20 protein-coding genes, 1 tRNA gene and 1 pseudogene are annotated in these 18047 nt (G+C 69.2%); 7 read left to right on the top strand and 15 right to left on the bottom strand.

The window, feature by feature from the left end; translation table 11 throughout:
- Positions 1-26 precede the first annotated feature (26 nt).
- A tRNA-Leu gene (locus tag HJD23_RS26210) sits at positions 27-113 on the top strand.
- A 13-nt stretch (positions 114-126) separates the two neighbouring features.
- On the opposite strand, the gene rdgB is transcribed toward HJD23_RS26210, so the two are convergent.
- From rdgB to HJD23_RS26190, 4 genes are all read right to left on the bottom strand, one after another.
- A complete protein-coding gene (gene rdgB, locus HJD23_RS26205; protein WP_171114104.1) occupies positions 127-729 on the bottom strand; it encodes an RdgB/HAM1 family non-canonical purine NTP pyrophosphatase in 603 nt (200 codons plus the stop codon).
- A 32-nt stretch (positions 730-761) separates the two neighbouring features.
- On the bottom strand, positions 762-1163 hold the full coding sequence (locus tag HJD23_RS26200; protein WP_171114105.1) for a hypothetical protein: 402 nt from the start codon (positions 1161-1163) through the stop codon (positions 762-764).
- A 157-nt stretch (positions 1164-1320) separates the two neighbouring features.
- On the bottom strand, positions 1321-2058 hold the full coding sequence (rph, locus tag HJD23_RS26195) for a ribonuclease PH (protein ID WP_171114106.1): 738 nt from the start codon (positions 2056-2058) through the stop codon (positions 1321-1323).
- An 85-nt stretch (positions 2059-2143) separates the two neighbouring features.
- A complete protein-coding gene (locus HJD23_RS26190) occupies positions 2144-2392 on the bottom strand; it encodes a PTS glucose/sucrose transporter subunit IIB (RefSeq protein WP_277347811.1) in 249 nt (82 codons plus the stop codon).
- A 188-nt stretch (positions 2393-2580) separates the two neighbouring features.
- On the opposite strand from HJD23_RS26190, the pseudogene HJD23_RS26185 reads away from it, so the two are divergent.
- Positions 2581-3868, top strand: a pseudogene (locus HJD23_RS26185) (PTS transporter subunit EIIC).
- Positions 3869-4005: 137 nt separating this feature from the next.
- On the top strand, positions 4006-5271 hold the full coding sequence (locus HJD23_RS26180) for a PTS transporter subunit EIIC (protein WP_171114108.1): 1266 nt from the start codon (positions 4006-4008) through the stop codon (positions 5269-5271).
- 69 nt (positions 5272-5340) lie between these two features.
- Here HJD23_RS26180 and HJD23_RS26175 read toward each other — a convergent pair whose 3' ends face one another.
- Positions 5341-6093, bottom strand: coding sequence for an MBL fold metallo-hydrolase (locus HJD23_RS26175; RefSeq protein ID WP_171114109.1), 753 nt, complete (start codon positions 6091-6093; stop codon positions 5341-5343).
- Between the two features lie 204 nt (positions 6094-6297).
- Between HJD23_RS26175 and HJD23_RS26170 the strand changes: the two genes are divergently transcribed.
- Positions 6298-6744: a type II toxin-antitoxin system PemK/MazF family toxin gene (locus HJD23_RS26170; RefSeq protein WP_171114110.1), complete on the top strand. Its 447-nt coding sequence runs from the start codon at positions 6298-6300 to the stop codon at positions 6742-6744.
- Positions 6745-6771: 27 nt separating this feature from the next.
- Here HJD23_RS26170 and HJD23_RS26165 read toward each other — a convergent pair whose 3' ends face one another.
- The 7 genes from HJD23_RS26165 to clpS all read right to left on the bottom strand — a co-directional run bounded on the left by HJD23_RS26165 (position 6772) and on the right by clpS (position 11557).
- Positions 6772-7722 (bottom strand): cysteine synthase, encoded by a 951-nt coding sequence (locus HJD23_RS26165; protein WP_171114111.1) that lies wholly within the window; start codon positions 7720-7722, stop codon positions 6772-6774.
- 14 nt (positions 7723-7736) lie between these two features.
- Positions 7737-8015, bottom strand: coding sequence for a MoaD/ThiS family protein (locus HJD23_RS26160; protein WP_171114112.1), 279 nt, complete (start codon positions 8013-8015; stop codon positions 7737-7739).
- Positions 8016-8133: 118 nt separating this feature from the next.
- A complete protein-coding gene (locus tag HJD23_RS45045; RefSeq protein ID WP_322734600.1) occupies positions 8134-8229 on the bottom strand; it encodes a putative leader peptide in 96 nt (31 codons plus the stop codon).
- Positions 8230-8308: 79 nt separating this feature from the next.
- Positions 8309-8731: a M67 family metallopeptidase gene (locus HJD23_RS26155; protein ID WP_171114113.1), complete on the bottom strand. Its 423-nt coding sequence runs from the start codon at positions 8729-8731 to the stop codon at positions 8309-8311.
- Between the two features lie 133 nt (positions 8732-8864).
- Entirely contained in the window at positions 8865-10283 is a 1419-nt protein-coding gene (locus HJD23_RS26150) for an amino acid permease (protein WP_232108291.1), read from the bottom strand.
- A 353-nt stretch (positions 10284-10636) separates the two neighbouring features.
- Positions 10637-11230, bottom strand: coding sequence for a DUF2017 domain-containing protein (locus tag HJD23_RS26145; RefSeq protein WP_171114115.1), 594 nt, complete (start codon positions 11228-11230; stop codon positions 10637-10639).
- Between the two features lie 9 nt (positions 11231-11239).
- Positions 11240-11557 carry an ATP-dependent Clp protease adapter ClpS gene (gene clpS, locus HJD23_RS26140; protein ID WP_141314019.1) on the bottom strand — a complete coding sequence of 106 codons (318 nt, stop codon included), beginning with the start codon at positions 11555-11557 and terminating at the stop codon, positions 11240-11242.
- A gap of 58 nt (positions 11558-11615) precedes the next feature.
- Between clpS and HJD23_RS26135 the strand changes: the two genes are divergently transcribed.
- Both HJD23_RS26135 and HJD23_RS26130 read left to right on the top strand, forming a co-directional pair.
- Positions 11616-12962 carry a nicotinate phosphoribosyltransferase gene (locus tag HJD23_RS26135; RefSeq protein ID WP_171114116.1) on the top strand — a complete coding sequence of 449 codons (1347 nt, stop codon included), beginning with the start codon at positions 11616-11618 and terminating at the stop codon, positions 12960-12962.
- A gap of 194 nt (positions 12963-13156) precedes the next feature.
- On the top strand, positions 13157-13741 hold the full coding sequence (locus tag HJD23_RS26130; RefSeq protein WP_141314021.1) for a nicotinamidase: 585 nt from the start codon (positions 13157-13159) through the stop codon (positions 13739-13741).
- Positions 13742-13783: 42 nt separating this feature from the next.
- Here the strand turns inward: HJD23_RS26130 and HJD23_RS26125 are convergent, their stop codons facing one another.
- Together HJD23_RS26125 and HJD23_RS26120 are read right to left on the bottom strand one after the other, a co-directional pair.
- Positions 13784-14125, bottom strand: a complete 342-nt coding sequence (locus tag HJD23_RS26125) for a hypothetical protein (protein WP_171114117.1) — start codon at positions 14123-14125, stop codon at positions 13784-13786.
- A 122-nt stretch (positions 14126-14247) separates the two neighbouring features.
- Entirely contained in the window at positions 14248-16602 is a 2355-nt protein-coding gene (locus tag HJD23_RS26120) for an immune inhibitor A domain-containing protein (RefSeq protein ID WP_171114118.1), read from the bottom strand.
- A 390-nt stretch (positions 16603-16992) separates the two neighbouring features.
- On the opposite strand from HJD23_RS26120, the gene HJD23_RS26115 reads away from it, so the two are divergent.
- The gene (locus HJD23_RS26115) at positions 16993-17286 is read left to right on the top strand and encodes a hypothetical protein (RefSeq protein WP_171114119.1); all 294 of its coding nucleotides are present in this window, start codon (positions 16993-16995) and stop codon (positions 17284-17286) included.
- 73 nt (positions 17287-17359) lie between these two features.
- On the opposite strand, the gene HJD23_RS26110 is transcribed toward HJD23_RS26115, so the two are convergent.
- Positions 17360-18016 (bottom strand): RDD family protein, encoded by a 657-nt coding sequence (locus HJD23_RS26110; protein WP_171134080.1) that lies wholly within the window; start codon positions 18014-18016, stop codon positions 17360-17362.
- Positions 18017-18047 lie beyond the last annotated feature (31 nt).

Here is an 18047-nt window from a genome sequence, read left to right as displayed (position 1 = left end):
CCAGTAGCATGGCCGGGCAGCACCAGGCGGCCGTGGTGGAATTGGCAGTCACGCTGGGTTTAGGTCCCAGTGGGGTAACTCCCGTGAGGGTTCGAGTCCCTCCGGCCGCACCAGCAATTCCCTCGGCTAGCCGAGGAGTTCCCGCACCACCGGCACCAACGCCCGGAACGCCTTCCCCCGATGGCTGATGGCGTTCTTCTCGTCGGGGCTCATCTCCGCGCACGTTCGCTTCTCGCCGTCCGGCTGGAGGATCGGGTCGTAGCCGAAGCCGTGGGTGCCGGTCGGTTTGTGGCGGAGTACGCCCCTGAGACGGCCCTCGACGACCCGTTCCGTGCCGTCGGGCAGGGCCAGGGCCGCCGCGCAGGTGAAGTGGGCGCCGCGGTGCTCCTCGGGGATGTCGGAGAGTTGGGCCAGGAGGAGGTCCAGGTTGGCGCGGTCGTCGCCGTGCGTGCCGGACCAGCGGGCCGAGAAGATGCCCGGCGCGCCGCCGAGGACGTCGACGCACAGGCCCGAGTCGTCGGCGACCGCGGGCAGGCCGGTGGCCTTGGCCAGGGTGTGGGCCTTGAGCAGGGCGTTCTCGGCGAAGGTCACACCGGTCTCGCGGACGTCGGGGACGTCGGGGTAGGCGTCCGCGCCGACGAGGTCGTGGCGCAGACCTGCGTCGGCGATGATCGCCTTCAGCTCGGTGATCTTTCCGTGGTTGCGGGTGGCGAGGATCAAGCGGGTCATGCCCTCAGTATCCAGCGCCGCCAGGCGTCCGCTTACGGCGTGCAGACCTTGGTCAGTTCGCCGGCCGCGTCCGTGACCGGGCTGATGTCGGGGGTCTGGTCGCCGTTCGCCACCCCCGTGCGGACGTTGTCGACGGCCTTCTGGAGGTCGTCCACGGCCTTGTTGACGTCGGCGTTGTCGGTCTTGTCGCCGATCTCGCCGAGGTTCTGCTCGATGGAGTCGAGGGACTCCTGGAGCTGGGTCGGGTCGTTCGCGGCGCTCTCGACGGCCTGCTGGAGGTCCGTGACGCTGTCGGCTATGGCGTCGGCGGTCTGGACGCAGTCGAGTGCCTTGTTCACGGCGTCGCAGCCGGTGGTGAGCCCGGCGGTCAGCGCGATCGCTGCCAGGGTGGCGGCGACGGCTGCGGTACGGCGTCGGCGGCGGCTCGCGGCCATGGAACGGTCCCTCCCTCGGAATCGGGCCCGACGGGCCCGGATGCTGGCCGGGCGCACAGGGATGAGCCGTGCGCCCGTATCTCATGAGACGCGCCGGTGGTCGGTACGGTTGCCCGCGCCGACCACCGCTTTTGGTGCGCCCTTTACCTTCGGCCGGTCACTTCTCCAGGGCCGCCGCGAGCGCCGTGCGCTGCAGCTCGGCGAGTTCCGTACAGCCGGCCACCGCCAGGTCGAGCAGCGCGTTGAGCTCCTCGCGTGCGAAGGGCTCGGCCTCCGCGGTGCCCTGGACCTCGACGAACCGTCCGTCGCCGGTGCAGACGACGTTCATGTCGGTCTCGGCGCGCACGTCCTCCTCGTAGCAGAGGTCGAGCAGCGGGACGCCGCCGACGATGCCGACGGACACGGCGCTGACCGAGCCGGTGAGGGGCTGGCGGCTGGGCCGGATCAGCTTCTTGGCCCGGGCCCAGGAGACGGCGTCGGCCAGGGCGACGTACGCGCCGGTGATGGCCGCGGTGCGGGTGCCGCCGTCGGCCTGGAGGACGTCGCAGTCCAGGACGATGGTGTTCTCGCCGAGCGCCTTGTAGTCGACGACCGCGCGCAGGGAGCGGCCGATGAGGCGGGAGATCTCGTGGGTCCGGCCGCCGATCTTGCCCTTGACCGACTCGCGGTCGCCCCGGGTGTTGGTGGAGCGGGGCAGCATGGCGTACTCCGCGGTGACCCAGCCCTCGCCGCTGCCCTTGCGCCAGCGGGGGACGCCCTCGGTGACGGAGGCGGTGCAGAAGACCTTCGTGTCGCCGAAGGAGACGAGGACGGAGCCCTCGGCGTGCTTGCTCCAGCCGCGTTCGATGGTGATCGGGCGGAGCTGTTCGGGAGTGCGGCCGTCGATTCGAGACATGGGTCGAGCCTATCCGCCCGCCGATCCGGCTCGGTCCCCCCATGTTTTTGGGGGGACCGACCAGCACCGTCACACGAAGAGGGGCTCACATCATGTCTTCGATGTCCGCCGCGATCGGGTCGGCGTCGGTGCCGATGACGACCTGGATGGCGGTGCCCATCTTCACGACGCCGTGGGCGCCGGCGCCCTTGAGGGCGGCGTCGTCGACCAGCGAGGCGTCGGACACCTCGACCCGCAGCCGCGTGATGCAGCCCTCGACCTCTTCGATGTTGTCGATGCCACCGAGCCCGGCAACGATCTTCTCAGCCTTGCTGGCCATGTCTTTCTCCCTGATCCAACCTGATCCGACCTGATCCGACCTGGTCCGAAGCGCTCTGTCGCAGTAACCCACAGTCGGCCCACGTTCGCGAGCGGTCCTGGCGTACGTACCGAATGATGGCGTCACGACAGCGGAACCTTCCGCCGACTGGTCTACACCACCTGGCGGACGGTCGCCAAACCCGGTTCTCCGGGAGGAGTCCGATGAGTGCCGACAGCGCCGCCCGTCCCGCTCGCGACCGCTGGAGCACCCTCTATCAGGGCCTGCAGAAGATGGGCCGCAGTCTTCAGCTCCCCATCGCCGTCCTCCCGGCCGCGGGCATCCTCAACCGGCTCGGTCAGCCGGACCTGTTCGGCGACGAGGGGCTCGGCTGGACCAGCGTCTCCAAGGTGATGGCGGGCGCGGGTGGGGCGCTGCTCGACAGTGCGCTGGGTCTTCCCCTTCTCTTCTGTGTCGGTGTGGCGATCGGCATGGCGAAGAAGTCGGACGGTTCGACCGCGCTCGCGGCGGTGGCCGGGTTTCTCGTCTACTACTCGGTGCTGCGTGAGTTCCCGGAGCCCTGTCCGGTGGGGGGCGGAGGTGATCGGCACGGGCTGCCAGGCCGCCGACGGGACGGTGTCGGCGTTCACGTACCAGAACCCCGGGGTTTTCGGCGGCATCGTCATGGGCCTGCTGTCGGCCTTCTTCTGGCAGCGTTTCCACCGTACGAAGCTGGTGGACTGGCTCGGCTTCTTCAACGGCCGGCGGCTGGTGCCGATCATCATGGCGTTCGTGGCGATCGTGTTCGCCGCGCTGTGTCTGTGGATCTGGCCGCCGGTCGGGGACGCTCTGGAGAGTTTCAGCGACTGGATGAGCGATCTGGGCGCGTGGGGCGCGGGCGTCTTCGGCATCGCCAACCGGGCGCTGCTCGTCGTCGGCCTGCATCAGTTCCTGAACGTGCCCATCTGGTTCCAGTTCGGCACCTACACCGCGCCCGACGGCACGGTGGTGCACGGGGACATCAACATGTTCCTGGCGGGCGACCCGAACGCGGGCCAGTTCACCACGGGCTTCTTCCCGATCATGATGTTCGCCCTGCCGGCCGCCGCCCTCGCCATCACGCACTGCGCCAGGCCGGGCCGCCGCAAGGAGGTCGGCGGTCTGATGCTGTCGGTGGCGCTGACGTCGTTCGTCACCGGCATCACCGAGCCCATCGAGTACTCGTTCCTCTTCGTCGCCCCGGTCCTCTACGGCATCCACGCGCTGCTGACCGGGGTGTCGATGGCGGTGTCGTGGGGGCTGGGCGCGAAGGACGGGTTCAGTTTCTCGGCCGGTCTGATCGACTACGTCATCAACTGGAACCTGGCGACGAAGCCGTGGCTGCTGATCCCGATCGGACTGGCGTTCGCCGTCGTCTATTACGTGATCTTCCGGTTCGCGATCACCAGATTCGACTTGAAGACTCCGGGCCGGGAGGCCGAGGAGGAGGTGCAGGACGTGACGAAGGCCTGAGGGGCGGAGGCGAGGGTTCCTTATGCGCCCTTCATCGTGCTACAACAGGTCTACACCACTGAGTGGTGTAGACCACCGGACGCCGCCGTCCCCCTTCCCTTTGTTCCCGGGCGGCGCCATGCCCACTGGAGGAAGTTGTGTCCACGGCCAGCGCCGCTCCCGCGGCCGAGAAGAAGAAGGGCTCCGGCGCGATGGCTGTACTGCAGCGTATCGGCCGCAGCCTGATGCTGCCGGTGGCCGTGCTGCCCGCCGCCGCGCTGTTGGTCCGCCTCGGCAACGAGGACATGCTCGGACGCCCCGAGTTCCCGGCCTTCCTGACGAAGATCGCCGGCTTCATGGCCGCCGGTGGCAACGCGATCCTGGACAACATGGCGCTGCTGTTCGCGGTGGGCATCGCGATCGGTTTCGCGAAGAAGTCGGACGGCTCGACCGCGCTCGCCGCCGTCACCGGCTACCTGGTCTTCAAGAACGTGCTGGGCACGTTCACCGACGGCAGCCTGCCGAAGAAGGAAGCCATCGTCGACGGCAAGATCGTCATGGTCGAGCAGGCGGTGGACGCCAAGGTGCTCGGCGGTGTGGTCATGGGCCTCGTCGTCGCCCTGCTCTACCAGCGCTTCTACCGAACCAAGCTGCCCGGCTGGGCGGGCTTCTTCGGCGGCCGCCGCCTCGTCCCGATCCTGTCGGCCTTCGCGGGTCTGATCATCGGCATCGTCTTCGGCTACATCTGGCCGGTCCTCGGCGCGGGCCTGCACAACTTCGGCGAGTGGCTGGTCGGCTCCGGCGCGGTCGGCGCGGGCATCTTCGGTGTCGCCAACCGCGCTCTGATCCCGATCGGCATGCACCACCTGCTGAACTCCTTCCCGTGGTTCCAGGCGGGCGAGTACGAGGGCAAGAGCGGCGACATCGCCCGCTTCCTGGCAGGCGACCCGACCGCGGGCCAGTTCATGACCGGCTTCTTCCCGATCATGATGTTCGCGCTCCCGGCGGCCTGCCTCGCGATCGTGCACTGCGCCCGCCCCGAGCGCCGCAAGGTCGTCGGCGGCATGATGTTCTCCCTCGCGCTGACCTCGTTCCTCACCGGCGTCACCGAGCCGATCGAGTTCACCTTCATGTTCATCGCGCCGGTGCTGTACGCGATCCACGCGCTGCTCACCGGTGTGTCGATGGCGCTGACCTGGGCGCTGGGCATGAAGGACGGCTTCGGCTTCTCGGCCGGCGCGATCGACTTCGCCCTCAACCTGGGCATCGCCACCAACCCATGGGGCCTGGCCCTGGTCGGCCTGTGCTTCGCGGCGGTCTACTACGTGGTCTTCCGCTTCGCGATCACCAAGTTCAACCTTCCGACACCGGGCCGCGAGTCCGACGAGGAGCTGGCGGAGCTGCAGAAGGCCGAGGCGAAGTAAGCACGGCCCGCCGCCCCGACCGTGCGAAGGCCCCCGGAAGTTCCGGGGGCCTTCGTCATGCCGTGCGTGTCAGATCTCGTACGACTTCCTGGGCACCGCCAGTTCCGCCGGACCGTCGTACACCGCGCGGGCGTCGGCGAGGTTGACCTGTGGGTCGGTCCACGGGGGGATGTGGGTGAGGAGGAGCCGGCGGGCGCCTGCCCGGGTGGCCGTCTCGCCCGCCTCGCGGCCGTTGAGGTGCAGGTCGGGGATGTTTTCCTTGCCGTGCGTGAAGGCCGCCTCGCACAGGAAGAGGTCGGCGTCCCGGGCGAGTTCGTCCAGGGCCGGGCTGACTCCCGTGTCGCCGGAGTACGTCAGGGTCCGTCCGGCGTGCTCGATGCGGATGCCGTACGCCTCCACGGGGTGGGCCACTCGTTCGGTGTGCACCGTGAACGGGCCGATGTCGAACGTGGACGGCTTGACCGTGTGGAAGTCGAAGACCTCGCTCATGGAGGAGGCGGAGGGCGTGTCGGCGTAGGCGGTGGTCAGACGGTGTTCCGTGCCTTCCGGCCCGTAGACCGGCAGGGGGGCGCAGCGGCCGCCGTCGTGCCGGTAGTAGCGCGCCACGAAGTAGGCGCACATGTCGATGCAGTGGTCGGCGTGCAGATGGCTGAGGAAGATCGCGTCGAGGTCGTAGAGACCGCAGTGGCGCTGCAGCTCGCCCAGGGCGCCATTGCCCATGTCGAGGAGCAGCCGGAAGCCGTCGGCCTCGACGAGGTAGCTCGAACAGGCCGATTCCGCGGACGGGAACGACCCCGAGCAGCCGACGACGGTGAGCTTCATGAAGCAGAAACCTCCGCGGGCGGGTGTGGAGAAACGGGGGTCGTGCGGTCCGTCGAGCGTAAGGCGCAAAACCTCGGGTCGCTCCTCCGCCAGGGGCCGTTGTGGGGGAACTCACCTGCGCTGTCACCGGTTCGGCTGGACGCGGGGCGCACGCGTCGCGGCGGAGGGCGCGCGTGCGGGTGCGTACGCCGGTAACGTCATCGTATGGACACGTCCTGGTGGTTGGCACTCGCAGCGGTGGTGCTGCTCGCGCTGGTCGCCGCGCTCGTGGACGGCTGGGGGCGGCGGCGGCCCGCGGGTCGCCGGACGCGGCCGCCGGGGCACGCGGAGGGACCGGCCGCCCGGCCGCGGGCGGCGGAGATCTGGTGGGCCAGCGTGCCCTACGAGGACGGGCCCGGCGCCAAGGACCGGCCGTGCCTGGTGCTGGCGGTGCACGGGCGGCGGGCGACGGTCGCGAAGATCACCAGCAAGTACCACGACGAGCGGGCCGGGGTGATCCCGCTGCCGCCGGGTTCGGTCGGGGACACCCAGGGCCGGGCGAGCTTCCTGGAGACGGACGAGCTGCGGGAGCTCGCGGTGTGGGACTTCCGGCGCAGGGTGGGGGTGGTGGACCCGGTCCTGTGGGACCAGGTCCGTCACCTGGCTACATAGCCCTCACGCACCTGGCCACGCGGCCCCTTACGCCCAGAGCTGGCCCTGGAGCGTCTCGATCGCTTCCTCCGTCGTCGCCGCCGTGTAGACGCCCGTCGAGAGGTACTTCCAGCCGCCGTCGGCCACGACGAAGACGATGTCCGCGCTCTCCCCGGCCTTCAGCGCCTTGTTGCCGACGCCGATCGCCGCGTGCAGCGCGGCACCGGTGGAGACGCCCGCGAAGATGCCCTCCTGCTGGAGGAGTTCACGGGTGCGGGTGACCGCGTCGGCGGAGCCGACCGAGAAGCGGGTGGTCAGGACGGAGGCGTCGTACAGCTCCGGTACGAAGCCCTCGTCGAGGTTGCGCAGGCCGTACACCAGGTCGTCGTACCGCGGTTCGGCGGCGACGATCTTCACGTCCGGCTTGTGCTCGCGCAGGAAGCGGCCGACGCCCATCAGGGTGCCCGTGGTGCCGAGGCCCGCGACGAAGTGGGTGATGGAGGGAAGGTCGGCGAGGATCTCCGGGCCGGTGGTGGCGTAGTGCGCGCCGGCGTTGTCCGGGTTGCCGTACTGGTAGAGCATCACCCAGTCGGGGTGCTCGGCGGCGAGTTCCTTGGCGACGCGTACGGCGGTGTTGGAGCCGCCGGCGGCCGGGGAGGAGATGATCTCCGCGCCCCACATGCCGAGCAGGTCCCGGCGTTCCTGGGAGGTGTTCTCGGGCATCACGCACACCATGCGGTAGCCCTTGAGCTTGGCCGCCATGGCCAGCGAGATGCCGGTGTTGCCGGAGGTGGGCTCCAGGATGGTGCAGCCCGGGGTCAGCCGGCCGTCCTTCTCGGCCTGCTCGATCATGTGCAGCGCGGGACGGTCCTTGACCGAGCCGGTCGGGTTGCGGTCCTCCAGCTTGGCCCAGATCCGGACGTCGGCGGACGGCGAGAGCCGCGGCAGGCGCACCAACGGGGTGTTGCCCACCGCGGCCAGCGGGGAGTCGTAACGCATCGGGGTCAGAGCCTTCAGGCCATGCCGCCGGCCACGGCCGGCAGGATCGTGACGTTGTCGCCGTCGGCGAGCTTGGTGTTGATGCCGTCGAGGAAGCGGACGTCCTCGTCGTTCAGGTAGACGTTGACGAAGCGGCGCAGCTGGTCGCCGTCCACGATGCGGGCCTGGATGCCCGCGTGCCGGGTGTCGAGGTCGGCGAACAGCTCGGCGAGGGTCTCCCCGGTGCCTTCGACGGCCTTCTGACCGTCGGTGTACGGGCGGAGGATGGTGGGGATGCGGACCTCGATGGCCATGGCTCAGGGCTCCTGTCGGGAGAAGTCAGATCGAAAAGACGCGCGGCAGCGCAGATACGGCAGGTCGTGCGTAGGGCGCCGCGGCTCACTCACGGCCGTACGGCGGCAGGGGTCGGCGTCAACAGATGGCGCTGGCGAGCCTGCACAGGTCGACGTGCAGCCGCGCCACGAGCAGCGTGCCCGGCGTCTTGTCGCTCACGTCGAGGAAAACCATGGGCTCATCGTATCGATTCCCGGTCCGGCTCCCGGAATGTGATCTCGGATAGTGGATGAATTCTGACCGAATCCCGGGATCAGTAGGCCTCCACGACCTTGACCTCCTCCTCCGTCACCTCGCCGTCGACGATCCGGAAGGAACGGAACTGGAAGTCGCCGAGGCCGTCGGTGTCCGCGGTGGAGACGAGGACGTAGTGCGCGCCGGGCTCGTTGGCGTAGGAGATGTCCGTGCGGGACGGGTAGGCCTCGGTCGCCGTGTGCGAGTGGTAGATGATCACCGGCTCCTCGTCGCGGTCGTCCATCTCGCGGTAGAGCTTGAGCAGATCGCCGGAGTCGAACTCGTAGAACGTGGGCGAGCGGGCGGCGTTGAGCATCGGGACGAAGCGCTCGGGGCGGCCCTCGCCCACGGGGCCCGCGACCACGCCGCACGCCTCGTCGGGGTGGTCCTCGCGCGCGTGGGCGACGATCTGGTCGTACAGGGCCTGGGTGATGGTCAGCATGACGGTCAGGATAAGCAGAAGGGCCGTCCCGTACCGAGGGGTGGTACGGGACGGCCCACATGCCGGACGTCCTGAGCGGCGGCGGCAGGGGGTGCCACGAGTACTCCCTGCCGCCGGACGTCCTCGGCGTTGGTCAGCCGACCTTCTCGAACTCCGCCGTGCGGCGCTCGGTGACCTGCGGGTTGCGGGTCTTGAGGATCGCCCAGCCGATGGCCAGGGCGGCCGACCAGCCGGCCATCACGTACAGGCTGATCCTGGCGTCCTTGTCGATCGCGATGAGGACGGTGACGAAGAGCAGGAACGCGATGGCGATGTACGAGCACACCGAGCCGCCCGGCGCCGGGAAGGAGGAGGCTGGCAGGCGCCCGGCCTCGACGGCGCGGCGGTACAGGACGTGGCTGATCAGGATCATCAGCCAGGTCCAGATGCCGGCGCCGGTGGCGACGGAGGTGACGTAGCCGAAGGCCTTCTCCGGGACGATGTAGTTCAGGACCACGCCGATGCCCATGAAGAGGACCGAGACGAAGATGCCGAGGGCCGGGGTCTTGGTGGCCGACAGGCGCGTGAAGACCCTGGGGGCCTCGCCGCTCTCGGCGAGGTTGCGCAGCATGCGGCCCGTGGAGTACATGCCGGAGTTGCAGGACGACAGGGCCGCGGTCAGCACGACGAAGTTGACGATGGCCGCGCCCGCCGGGATGCCGATCACCGCGAACGCCTTCACGAACGGGCTGGCGCCCCCCGCGAACTCGGTCCACTTGACCACGCACAGGATGACGGTGAGGGCACCGACGTAGAACAGGGCGATGCGCCAGGGCAGGGTGTTGATCGCCTTGGGGAGGGTCTTCTCCGGGTTCTCGGACTCACCGGCCGTGACACCGACCAGCTCGACGGCGAGGTAGGCGAACATGACGCCCTGCAGGGTCATCAGGGAGGAGCCGATGCCCTTGGGGAAGAAGCCGTCGAAGGCCCACAGGTTGGAGACTGCGGCGGTGTCACCGGCGTTGCTGAAGCCGAAGGTGAGCACGCCGAGGCCGATGACGATCATGCCGATGATGGCGGTGACCTTGACCATCGAGAACCAGAACTCCAGCTCGCCGAAGAGCTTCACGGAGATCAGGTTGACCCCGAACAGGATCACCAGGAAGACCAGGGCCGTCACCCACTGCGGGATCGACGGGAACCAGTAGTTGACGTAGATCGCGGCGGCGGTCAGCTCCGCCATGCCCGTGACGACCCACATCAGCCAGTACGTCCAGCCGGTGAAGTAACCGAAGAACGGGCCGAGGAATTCGCGGGAGTACTCCGCGAAGGAGCCCGAGACCGGGCGGTAGAGCAGGAGCTCGCCGAGCGCCCGCATGATGAAGAAGATGATCACGCCGGCGAGGGCGTACATCAGGATGAGGCTGGGGCCGGCCTTGGCGATGTTCGCCCCGGCACCCAGGAAGAGCCCGACGCCGATCGCGCCGCCGATCGCGATCATCTGGACCTGACGGCTGCCGAGCCCGCGCTCGTATCCCTCTTCAGGAGCGTCGGTGACCTTCTCAGAGGCCATGTGTTGTGCGCCTTTCTCCATGCCGACCCGGGCCTCTCGTCGGCCTCGGATCGGGTTTCGATCCCCCCGGATTGATGGAGTTGAGTGGCCCTCCCAAGGCCCCTCGTGCCTGGCCGGCGGTCGCCGGCTCGGTGGCGCACCCGGCGCGACATAAGGGTGGTGTTCGCCGGGCGGTCGTGAAGATTTATCACGGGCGCAACACGGATCGGCCGTACGACATGTGGCGCACGGCACAGGGAGAAGTGGACAAACGCCACCCTACGGACCCATAAGCGGCCGTAGCGGTGACGAGATCGTTATCCGGATTTGAGCGTCCGCTGAGCGAACACATCGCCTTCACAAGGCGGGAGAAATCACGGCATAAGGGTGGAGACCAATGTCTCCTGCAGCCCGCCCAGCCAGAGGTACGCCATCACCATCGGCTTGCGCGGGTCCTCGTCGGGGAGCCGGTAGAGCAGGTCGGTGTCGTCCTCGTCGACGATCTCCAGCCGGGAGCCGATCGCCAGGCGCAGGTCGTTGAGGGCGCCGAGCCACTGCTGGGACTGCTCCGGCGTCAGCTCCAGGACCGCCCCGCCGTCCCCGGCGGAGGCCAGCTCGTCCAGCGAGCGGATCACCGCGAGGGCGTTCTCGCGCTTGCCGGCCCGCAGGTCGTTCTCGGTGTAGCGGCGGAACTCGGCGGAGTGCGCCTGCTGCTCCTCGTCCTGCGCCGGCTGCTCGGGGTCGCTGTAGGCGTCCGGGAACAGGCGCCGGAGCACCGGGTCGGAGGGCGGTTCGCTGGGGCCCTCGGCGAACAGCTCGGCCAGCGGGTCGGCGGGGGCGTCCTCGCCGGGGCCGGGGCCGATGAGTTCCAGCAGCTGGACGGCCAGCGACCGGATGATGGAGATCTCGACGTCGTCGAGGGCGACGGCCGCGCCGCCGCCGGGGAGCGGTTCGAAGGTTCCTGGCAAGGCGATTCGCTACTTCCGGTCCTGCTGGAGGGTGGCCCACAGACCGTAGCCGTGCATGGCCTGCACGTCGCGTTCCATCTCCTCGCGGCTCCCGCTGGAGACGACCGCCCGGCCCTTGTGGTGGACGTCGAGCATGAGCTTGGTGGCCTTGTCCTTGGAGTAGCCGAAGTACGACTGGAAGACGTACGTCACATAGCTCATCAGGTTGACCGGGTCGTTGTGGACGATCGTGACCCAGGGGACGTCCGGCTCGGGTACGGCAGAGACCTCCTCCGCCGATTCGGTGCGTTCGATCTCGATGGGAGCGGCTGACGTCACAACTCCCATGCTGCCATGGGCCCCACAAATCGTCACACTGACGAAATGGGATGTAGCATCGGTTGCCATGAACACAGCGGAGCTTGGGCTGCCGGTGGACGTCCCCTCGACCGCCCTCTTCACGGACCAGTACGAGCTGACGATGCTCCAGGCCGCACTGAAGGCCGGCACCGCCGGGCGGCGCAGTGTCTTCGAGGTCTTCACCCGGCGGCTGCCGGAGGGGCGGCGGTACGGCGTGGTGGCCGGGACCGGCCGGGTCCTGGACGCCGTCGAGAACTTCCGCTTCGACGCGGGCGTCCTGCGCTTCCTGCGCGAGCGCGGCATCGTCGGCGAGGAGACCCTCGACTGGCTCGCCGACTACCGCTTCTCCGGCGACATCTGGGGCTACCCCGAGGGCGAGGTGTACTTCCCGGGCTCGCCGATCATGCGGGTCGAGGGCAGCTTCGCCGAGTGCGTGCTGCTGGAGACCGTGATCCTGTCCATCCTCAACCACGACTCCGCGATCGCCGCGGCCGCCTCCCGGATGTCCTCGGCCGCCGGAGACCGCCCGCTGATCGAGATGGGCGCCCGCCGCACCCACGAGCTCGCCGCGGTCGCCGCCGCCCGGGCCGCGTACGTCGGCGGCTTCGCCTCCACCTCCGACCTGGCCGCCGGTTTCCGCTACGGGATCCCGACGGTGGGCACCTCCGCCCACGCCTTCACCCTGCTCCACGACCGGGAGCGCGACGCCTTCCAGGCCCAGGTCAACACCATGGGCCGGGGGACGACCCTGCTGGTGGACACGTACGACGTCGCGGAGGCCGTCCGTACGGCGGTGGAGGTCGCCGGTCCCGAGCTGGGAGCCGTGCGGATCGACTCCGGCGACCTGCTGCTGGTCGCGCACCGGGTGCGGCAGCAGCTGGACGAGCTGGGGGCGACGAACACGAGGATCATCGTGACCTCCGACCTCGACGAGTACGCCATCGCCTCGCTGGCGGCGGCGCCGGTGGACGCGTACGGCGTCGGCACCCAGCTGGTCACCGGCTCGGGACATCCCACCTGTTCCATGGTCTACAAGCTGGTCGCCCGCGCCGAGTCCGCCGATCCGAAGGCGCCGCTGGTGCCGGTGGCGAAGAAGTCGACCGGCGGCAAGATATCCATCGGCGGCCGCAAGTGGGCCGCGCGCCGGCTGGACGAGCAGGGCGTGGCCGAGGCCCAGGTGGTCGGCACCGGGCCCGTCCCGGCCGAGCTGGTCGACCGGCAGCTGCTGGTGGAGCTGGTCAAGGGCGGCGAGGTGGTCGCCCGCGAGCCGCTCGACGCCCCCCGCGAACGGCACATCACCGCCCGCGCCAACCTGCCGCTGTCCGCTACACAGCTCTCGCGCGGGGAACCCGTCATCCCGACGGAGTACGCCACCGGGGGCACGGGCGGCTAGCGCAAGCCCAGGGGGCGCCCGCCGTGCGCCCCGCGGTGCCCCCTCCCCTTGGGCACCGGAAGTCTCTAGGCTCGGAGGTTCAGGTTCACGCACCGGCCCGGGCCCGCGCCCCCTCAGCACCAGGCTCCGCACCGACCCGTACCGAACCGCCGAGACCCACAGCCGCGAGACCCCATAGCCGAAGGACACCGACCATGCGCCGCGCCTTGATCGTCGTAGACGTGCAGAACGATTTCTGCGAGGGGGGCAGCCTCCCGGTGGCCGGGGGTGCCGATGTGGCCGCCGCGATCACCGAGCTGATCGGGCAGGCCCCCGCCGGGTACCGCCATGTGGTGGCGACCCGTGACCACCACATCGCGCCCGGGGGTCACTTCGCGGACAACCCCGACTTCGTGCACTCCTGGCCCGCGCACTGCGTCGCGGGCACGGAAGGGGTCGGCTTCCACCCGAACTTCGCCCCGGCCGTCGCCTCCGGCTCGATCGACGCGGTCTTCGACAAGGGCGCGTACGCGGCGGCGTACAGCGGTTTCGAGGGGGTCGACGAGAACGGGGTGCCGCTGGCCGACTGGCTGCGGGAGCGGCAGATCGACGAGGTGGACGTGGTCGGCATCGCGACCGACCACTGCGTACGGGCGACCGCCCTGGACGCCGTCCGCGAGGGCTTCCGCACCCACGTCCTGCTGGACCTCACGGCCGGCGTCGCCGAGGAGACCACGGAGCGGGCGCTGGAGGAGCTGCGGGAGGCGGGCGTGGAGCTGTCCGGGAAGCCCGTCGTCTGAGCCCGCCCCGGGGCACCTCCGGGCGGGCCCGGGCTCACGGGCTCACATCTGGGCGGTCGGGCGGCGCAGCAGAGCGCGGATGGGGTGCCACAGCTCCTGAACCAGCTCGGGGCCGCCGAGCGTCGTGTCGGGGGCCGTGCGCCATATCAGGCCGTCCGGGTGGTGCAGGACCGCGGTGATCTCGTCCGGGGTCGGCGGGGCGGCGTTGCCGCGGAGGTAGACCGCGCGCAGGCCGAGGTTGCGCAGCCGGGTGAGGGCGCGGGCACGGTTCTGGGCGTGCACCAGGACACGCACTCCGGCCGGGCCGTCGGCTGCGGGGCTGGGCAGGTTCAGCGCCACCACCACCGTGCCGTTCGGCAGCTTGCAGAAACCTCCTGCGGCCATGCGGTCATACCCCCGTGTCGTCCGGTGTCAATAAGAGAACCACAGGACGCACCTAAGCACGGATCGGCGGTGACCCGCCAGGGGGCCACCGCCGAACACGCTCTGACCTGCGCAGATGCTATTTACCTACGCGCGGGGCCGACCTCCAGCTCGATCGTCGAGCCGTTGCTGGCCTCCTTGAGGATCTTGATCTTCGTGTTGGTGTCAGTGATCTTGACGCCGCCGGTGGGGTTCGACTCGTCGTAGTAGTCACTGGTGCGGTCGTTGAAGACCGAGACGCCCTTCGACCCCGGGATGTACTTCGCCACGTCCGACTTGTGCAGCGTCATGCCGTCGGTGCGGTAGCGGCTGAACGGCGCGTCGTAGGACTGGATGCGGTTGCGCATCAGCGTGCCGTCGGCCCACTTCAGGGCGGTCGGGTGGGAGTCGATCGGCAGGATCAGACCGGTGCCCGGGTGCTGGCTGGTGTTGTTGTCCGCCTGGGAGGTGTCCCACTTCCAGATCAACAGGCCGGTCTGGTACGCGTAGTGCTCCACCCAGTCCGGGCGCTCCGTGAAGCCGAAGTTGTACGGGCCCACCTTCAGCGTCTTGTCGTACGACACGTACTGCCGGTTCTCGGCGATGTAGTACTGCGCGTAGTCCTTGGTGAAGGACGCGCCGACGCGGGAGAAGCCGGTGGCCGTCCAGGCGGCGTCCGCGCTCTCGGCGTTGTCGGAGAAGACGGGCGCGCCGTCCGCCGTCACCGTGATCCCGTCGGCCGTGAAGCCCTTCTGGGCCACGCCGCCGTCGGTCTGGTAGCGGAAGCGGAGGTCGATCTTCTGGCCGGCGTAGGCGTCGAGCGAGTACGCGAGCTTCTGGTAGCCGTCGAGCGTGCCGTGCAGGGCGGGCTTGTCGCTGCCGTCGCGCGGGATCGGCCGGCCGTCCACCGTGCCGTCGATGGCGGTCCAGTTGGCGCCGCCGTCGGTCGAGACCTCGGTGTAGAGGTAGTCGTAGTCGGCCTCGATGTCGTACCAGCCGTCGAAGGTCAGCTCGGCGGAGGACTTGCCGGTGAGGTCGACCGAACGCGTCAGCGTGTTCTTGAGGTTGTCACCGCTGCCGCTCCACCACTGGGTGCTGCCCTCGGCGGGCGGGACGATCTCGGTGGTGACCGCCTTCTTCGGGAGCTGGACGACCAGCGCCTGCTTGTGCTTGGTGTTGTACTCGGCAACGCCCAGCTTGTGCCAGGAGTTGACGCCCGCCTTGGCGGTGTCGTAGTTCAGCCAGCCCAGCTGGAGCTTGTCCCAGGCGGTCATGTCGCCCGGCAGGTCGCCGATCTGGTTGCGGCCGGTGCCGAGCCAGGAGCCGGACGACATCAGCGTCCAGAAGCCGGTGGAGTTCTCGCCGCCGGCGGTGTCGTAGTGGTCCGGCAGGCCGAGGTCGTGGCCGTACTCGTGGGCGAAGACGCCGAGTCCGCCGTTCTCCGGCTGGATGGTGTAGTCGCCGACCCAGATGCCGGAGTCGCCGATCTGCGTGCCGCCGAGCTTGTTGCCGTCGGGGCCGGTGGCGCCGGCGTCGGTGCCGAACGCGTACCAGCGGTGGGCCCAGATCGCGTCCTCGCCCTGCGCGCCGCCGCCCGCGGACTCGTCCTCACCGGCGTGCACGACCTGGAAGTGGTCGATGTAGCCGTCGCGCTCGTTGAAGTCGCCGTCGCCGTCGAAGTCGTAGCGGTCCCACTGGTCGTACTCGGCGAGCTTGGCCTTGATCTCCGCCTCGGTCCTACCAGCTGCCTTCTGCTGGTCGACCCACGCGTTGACGCCGTCCTGCACCGCGTACCAGGCGCAGTTGTCGGGGACGCACTTGTTGGAGCCGTAACGGGCCTCGTTGTAGGGCACCTTGACCCAGTCGGAGACCTCGCCCTCGATCGAGTAGCGGCCCGAGGACTGCTTCTCGTAGTAGGTCTTCATCGAGGCGGTGCCCTCGCCGAAGTAGAGGTCCTCGAAGTGCTCGCGGTTGTAGTCCGCCTGCCAGGCCGTGCTGTTGTCCTGCCGGCGGTCCGGCTTGGCGATCTGGTTGTGCAGCGGGCCGGGGGTGCCGCCGTACCGGCTGTCGATCTGGTCGCCGAACTCGACCAGGATGGTGAAGATCTTGTCCGTCTTCTCCCGGCCGAGTTCGACGTACTTGCTGTCGCCCTTGCGGCTCTTGAGCTCAACCACCTTCGAGCCGTCACGGTTCTTGACCGAGGCCTTGCCGGATATGACCTGGTTCAGCGCCTCTTGGCGCTGGGCCTCCTGAGTCTTGCTCAGCGGGCCTTCCAGGTCGTGCGGGTGCTCTTTGTGGTTCTCCGGCGATGCCGGGTCGTGCCGGTCGGCGGCGGGCGCCTTGGCCGGTGTACCGCCCGAGTCGGCCTGGGCCACGGTGAAGCCCGAGATCGTGGCGGTGGCCGCGGCCAGCGCGACGGCGGTGGCCGCCGCTCTGAACGTCCAGGATCTACTGGTCACTTGAGTTCCTCCCCCGCGTGCACGTGCGCGGATGGAGGGTCAGGGACGTGCTGGGTCCGCGCACGCGTGATCAACGCGTGTAGTCAAGTGCCGACATTTGACTAGAGGTTTGGAAGAAAAGACAGACCTTGACTTGGACAGAACAAGTGCACTATGCGGAGATGACGATTCGCTTACCGAACAGGTCAGGTCCGTTCGGCGGGCGCGCGGGACCGCCGATCCAGTGGCCGACATGACTCGGTGCGCCCCCTGTGCACCGGCACTGTTGGTCAGGTCACGCTTACCGTTCGTTCCACTCGGGCATGCACGCGAATAGATTCAGTCCGCACCCTCCCCCGCAGCGAGAGGCACGGGGGGAGTCCACCCCCATTCTTCGAGGACACGATTGCCATGCCTCGTCCGACTGCCGCACAGCTCGCCTACGGTTCATGCACCGTGATCTTCTCGACGCTCGCCATGCTGCTGCTGTCACAGACGAGTTCGGGTGCGGGGATCGCGGTCATCGCCGTCGCGGCTCTCCTGCTCGGGCTGCTGGTCGCCATGACGGTGCCCCTGCCGAAGCGAACCCCGGCGCCCGCGCAACGGCCCGTCACCGACATGGCGCCGCCGATGCAGGCGACGCCGGCCCGTGCGCCCGTACGGGAGTCCGTACGTGAGCCCGTACGGGAATCCACCGCCTCCTGAAACAGTCACACACAGCGCACAGCACGGCGGGCCCGGCACTCACGTGCCGGGCCCGCCGTGCTGCTGACCGGCGTCAAGTGGTGCTGACCACCACCGTCTTGGCCGCCTTGTCGTGCAGCCCCTGCTTGTAGGGCCTGTCGAAGAAGCTCCAGCCGCCGCAGATCACGGTCCACACACAGGCACAGCAGAACGCGAACGGAAGCCACAGCACCGCCGCGCGGATCAGCGAGGTCTGCACGGAAGGCGTGGCTCCGTTGTCGAGATGTGCCACGCGCATGTTCAGCCATTTCTTGCCGAGGGTCTGCCCCGACCTGGCGATCATGATCGTGTCGTACGCCACGTAGAGCACGGCGGCGATGACGGACTGCGCCACGGAGTCGCCGACATCGACCCGCTCGGCGTTCACCTGGTACTCGTCCACGTTGAAGCCCCAGGTGACCAGCCAGACGACGATGCCGACCAGCACCATGTCGATCAGCCGGGCCAGCGTGCGCTTGCCGCTGTCGGCGAGCGGGGGCATACCGGCGAGCGGGTCGGCGGGGGGCTCGCCACCGCCGTAGGGGCCACCGCCGTAGGGGCCACCCCCGTACGGGCCGCCCCCGTACGGGCCGCCGCCCTCGGGGGGCCTGTCGTACGGCGAGCCGGCCCCCTCGCCGGGCGGGGGCTGCTTCTTGAACGGATCGTCCTCCGGCGGCTGCCCGCCGGAACCGGGGGGCGGTTGGGTACTCATGGCCCGAGTCGACCGCGAACCCCGCGGGTCC

This window comes from Streptomyces sp. Z423-1, assembly GCF_013009255.1.
Lineage (GTDB): Bacteria > Actinomycetota > Actinomycetes > Streptomycetales > Streptomycetaceae > Streptomyces > Streptomyces gossypiisoli.
The sequence above is the reverse complement of the archived record's forward strand: the minus strand, read 5'-3'. Positions and strand labels throughout refer to the sequence as shown.

Excerpts from the sequence above, each read along its gene's own strand:
- HJD23_RS26130 (WP_141314021.1), top strand. The coding sequence starts at position 13,157 with ATGCGCCGCGCCTTGATCGTCGTAGACGTGCAGAACGATTTCTGCGAG.
- HJD23_RS26160 (WP_171114112.1), bottom strand. The coding sequence starts at position 8,015 with ATGGCCATCGAGGTCCGCATCCCCACCATCCTCCGCCCGTACACCGAC.
- rph (WP_171114106.1), bottom strand. The coding sequence starts at position 2,058 with ATGTCTCGAATCGACGGCCGCACTCCCGAACAGCTCCGCCCGATCACC.
- HJD23_RS45045 (WP_322734600.1), bottom strand. The coding sequence starts at position 8,229 with ATGGTTTTCCTCGACGTGAGCGACAAGACGCCGGGCACGCTGCTCGTG.
- HJD23_RS26125 (WP_171114117.1), bottom strand. The coding sequence starts at position 14,125 with ATGGCCGCAGGAGGTTTCTGCAAGCTGCCGAACGGCACGGTGGTGGTG.
- clpS (WP_141314019.1), bottom strand. The coding sequence starts at position 11,557 with ATGGGAGTTGTGACGTCAGCCGCTCCCATCGAGATCGAACGCACCGAA.
- HJD23_RS26135 (WP_171114116.1), top strand. The coding sequence starts at position 11,616 with ATGAACACAGCGGAGCTTGGGCTGCCGGTGGACGTCCCCTCGACCGCC.
- HJD23_RS26155 (WP_171114113.1), bottom strand. The coding sequence starts at position 8,731 with ATGCTGACCATCACCCAGGCCCTGTACGACCAGATCGTCGCCCACGCG.
- HJD23_RS26165 (WP_171114111.1), bottom strand. The coding sequence starts at position 7,722 with ATGCGTTACGACTCCCCGCTGGCCGCGGTGGGCAACACCCCGTTGGTG.
- HJD23_RS26110 (WP_171134080.1), bottom strand. The coding sequence starts at position 18,016 with ATGAGTACCCAACCGCCCCCCGGTTCCGGCGGGCAGCCGCCGGAGGAC.
- rdgB (WP_171114104.1), bottom strand. The coding sequence starts at position 729 with ATGACCCGCTTGATCCTCGCCACCCGCAACCACGGAAAGATCACCGAG.
- HJD23_RS26200 (WP_171114105.1), bottom strand. The coding sequence starts at position 1,163 with ATGGCCGCGAGCCGCCGCCGACGCCGTACCGCAGCCGTCGCCGCCACC.
- HJD23_RS26170 (WP_171114110.1), top strand. The coding sequence starts at position 6,298 with ATGGACACGTCCTGGTGGTTGGCACTCGCAGCGGTGGTGCTGCTCGCG.
- HJD23_RS26150 (WP_232108291.1), bottom strand. The coding sequence starts at position 10,283 with ATGGCCTCTGAGAAGGTCACCGACGCTCCTGAAGAGGGATACGAGCGC.
- HJD23_RS26175 (WP_171114109.1), bottom strand. The coding sequence starts at position 6,093 with ATGAAGCTCACCGTCGTCGGCTGCTCGGGGTCGTTCCCGTCCGCGGAA.
- HJD23_RS26115 (WP_171114119.1), top strand. The coding sequence starts at position 16,993 with ATGCCTCGTCCGACTGCCGCACAGCTCGCCTACGGTTCATGCACCGTG.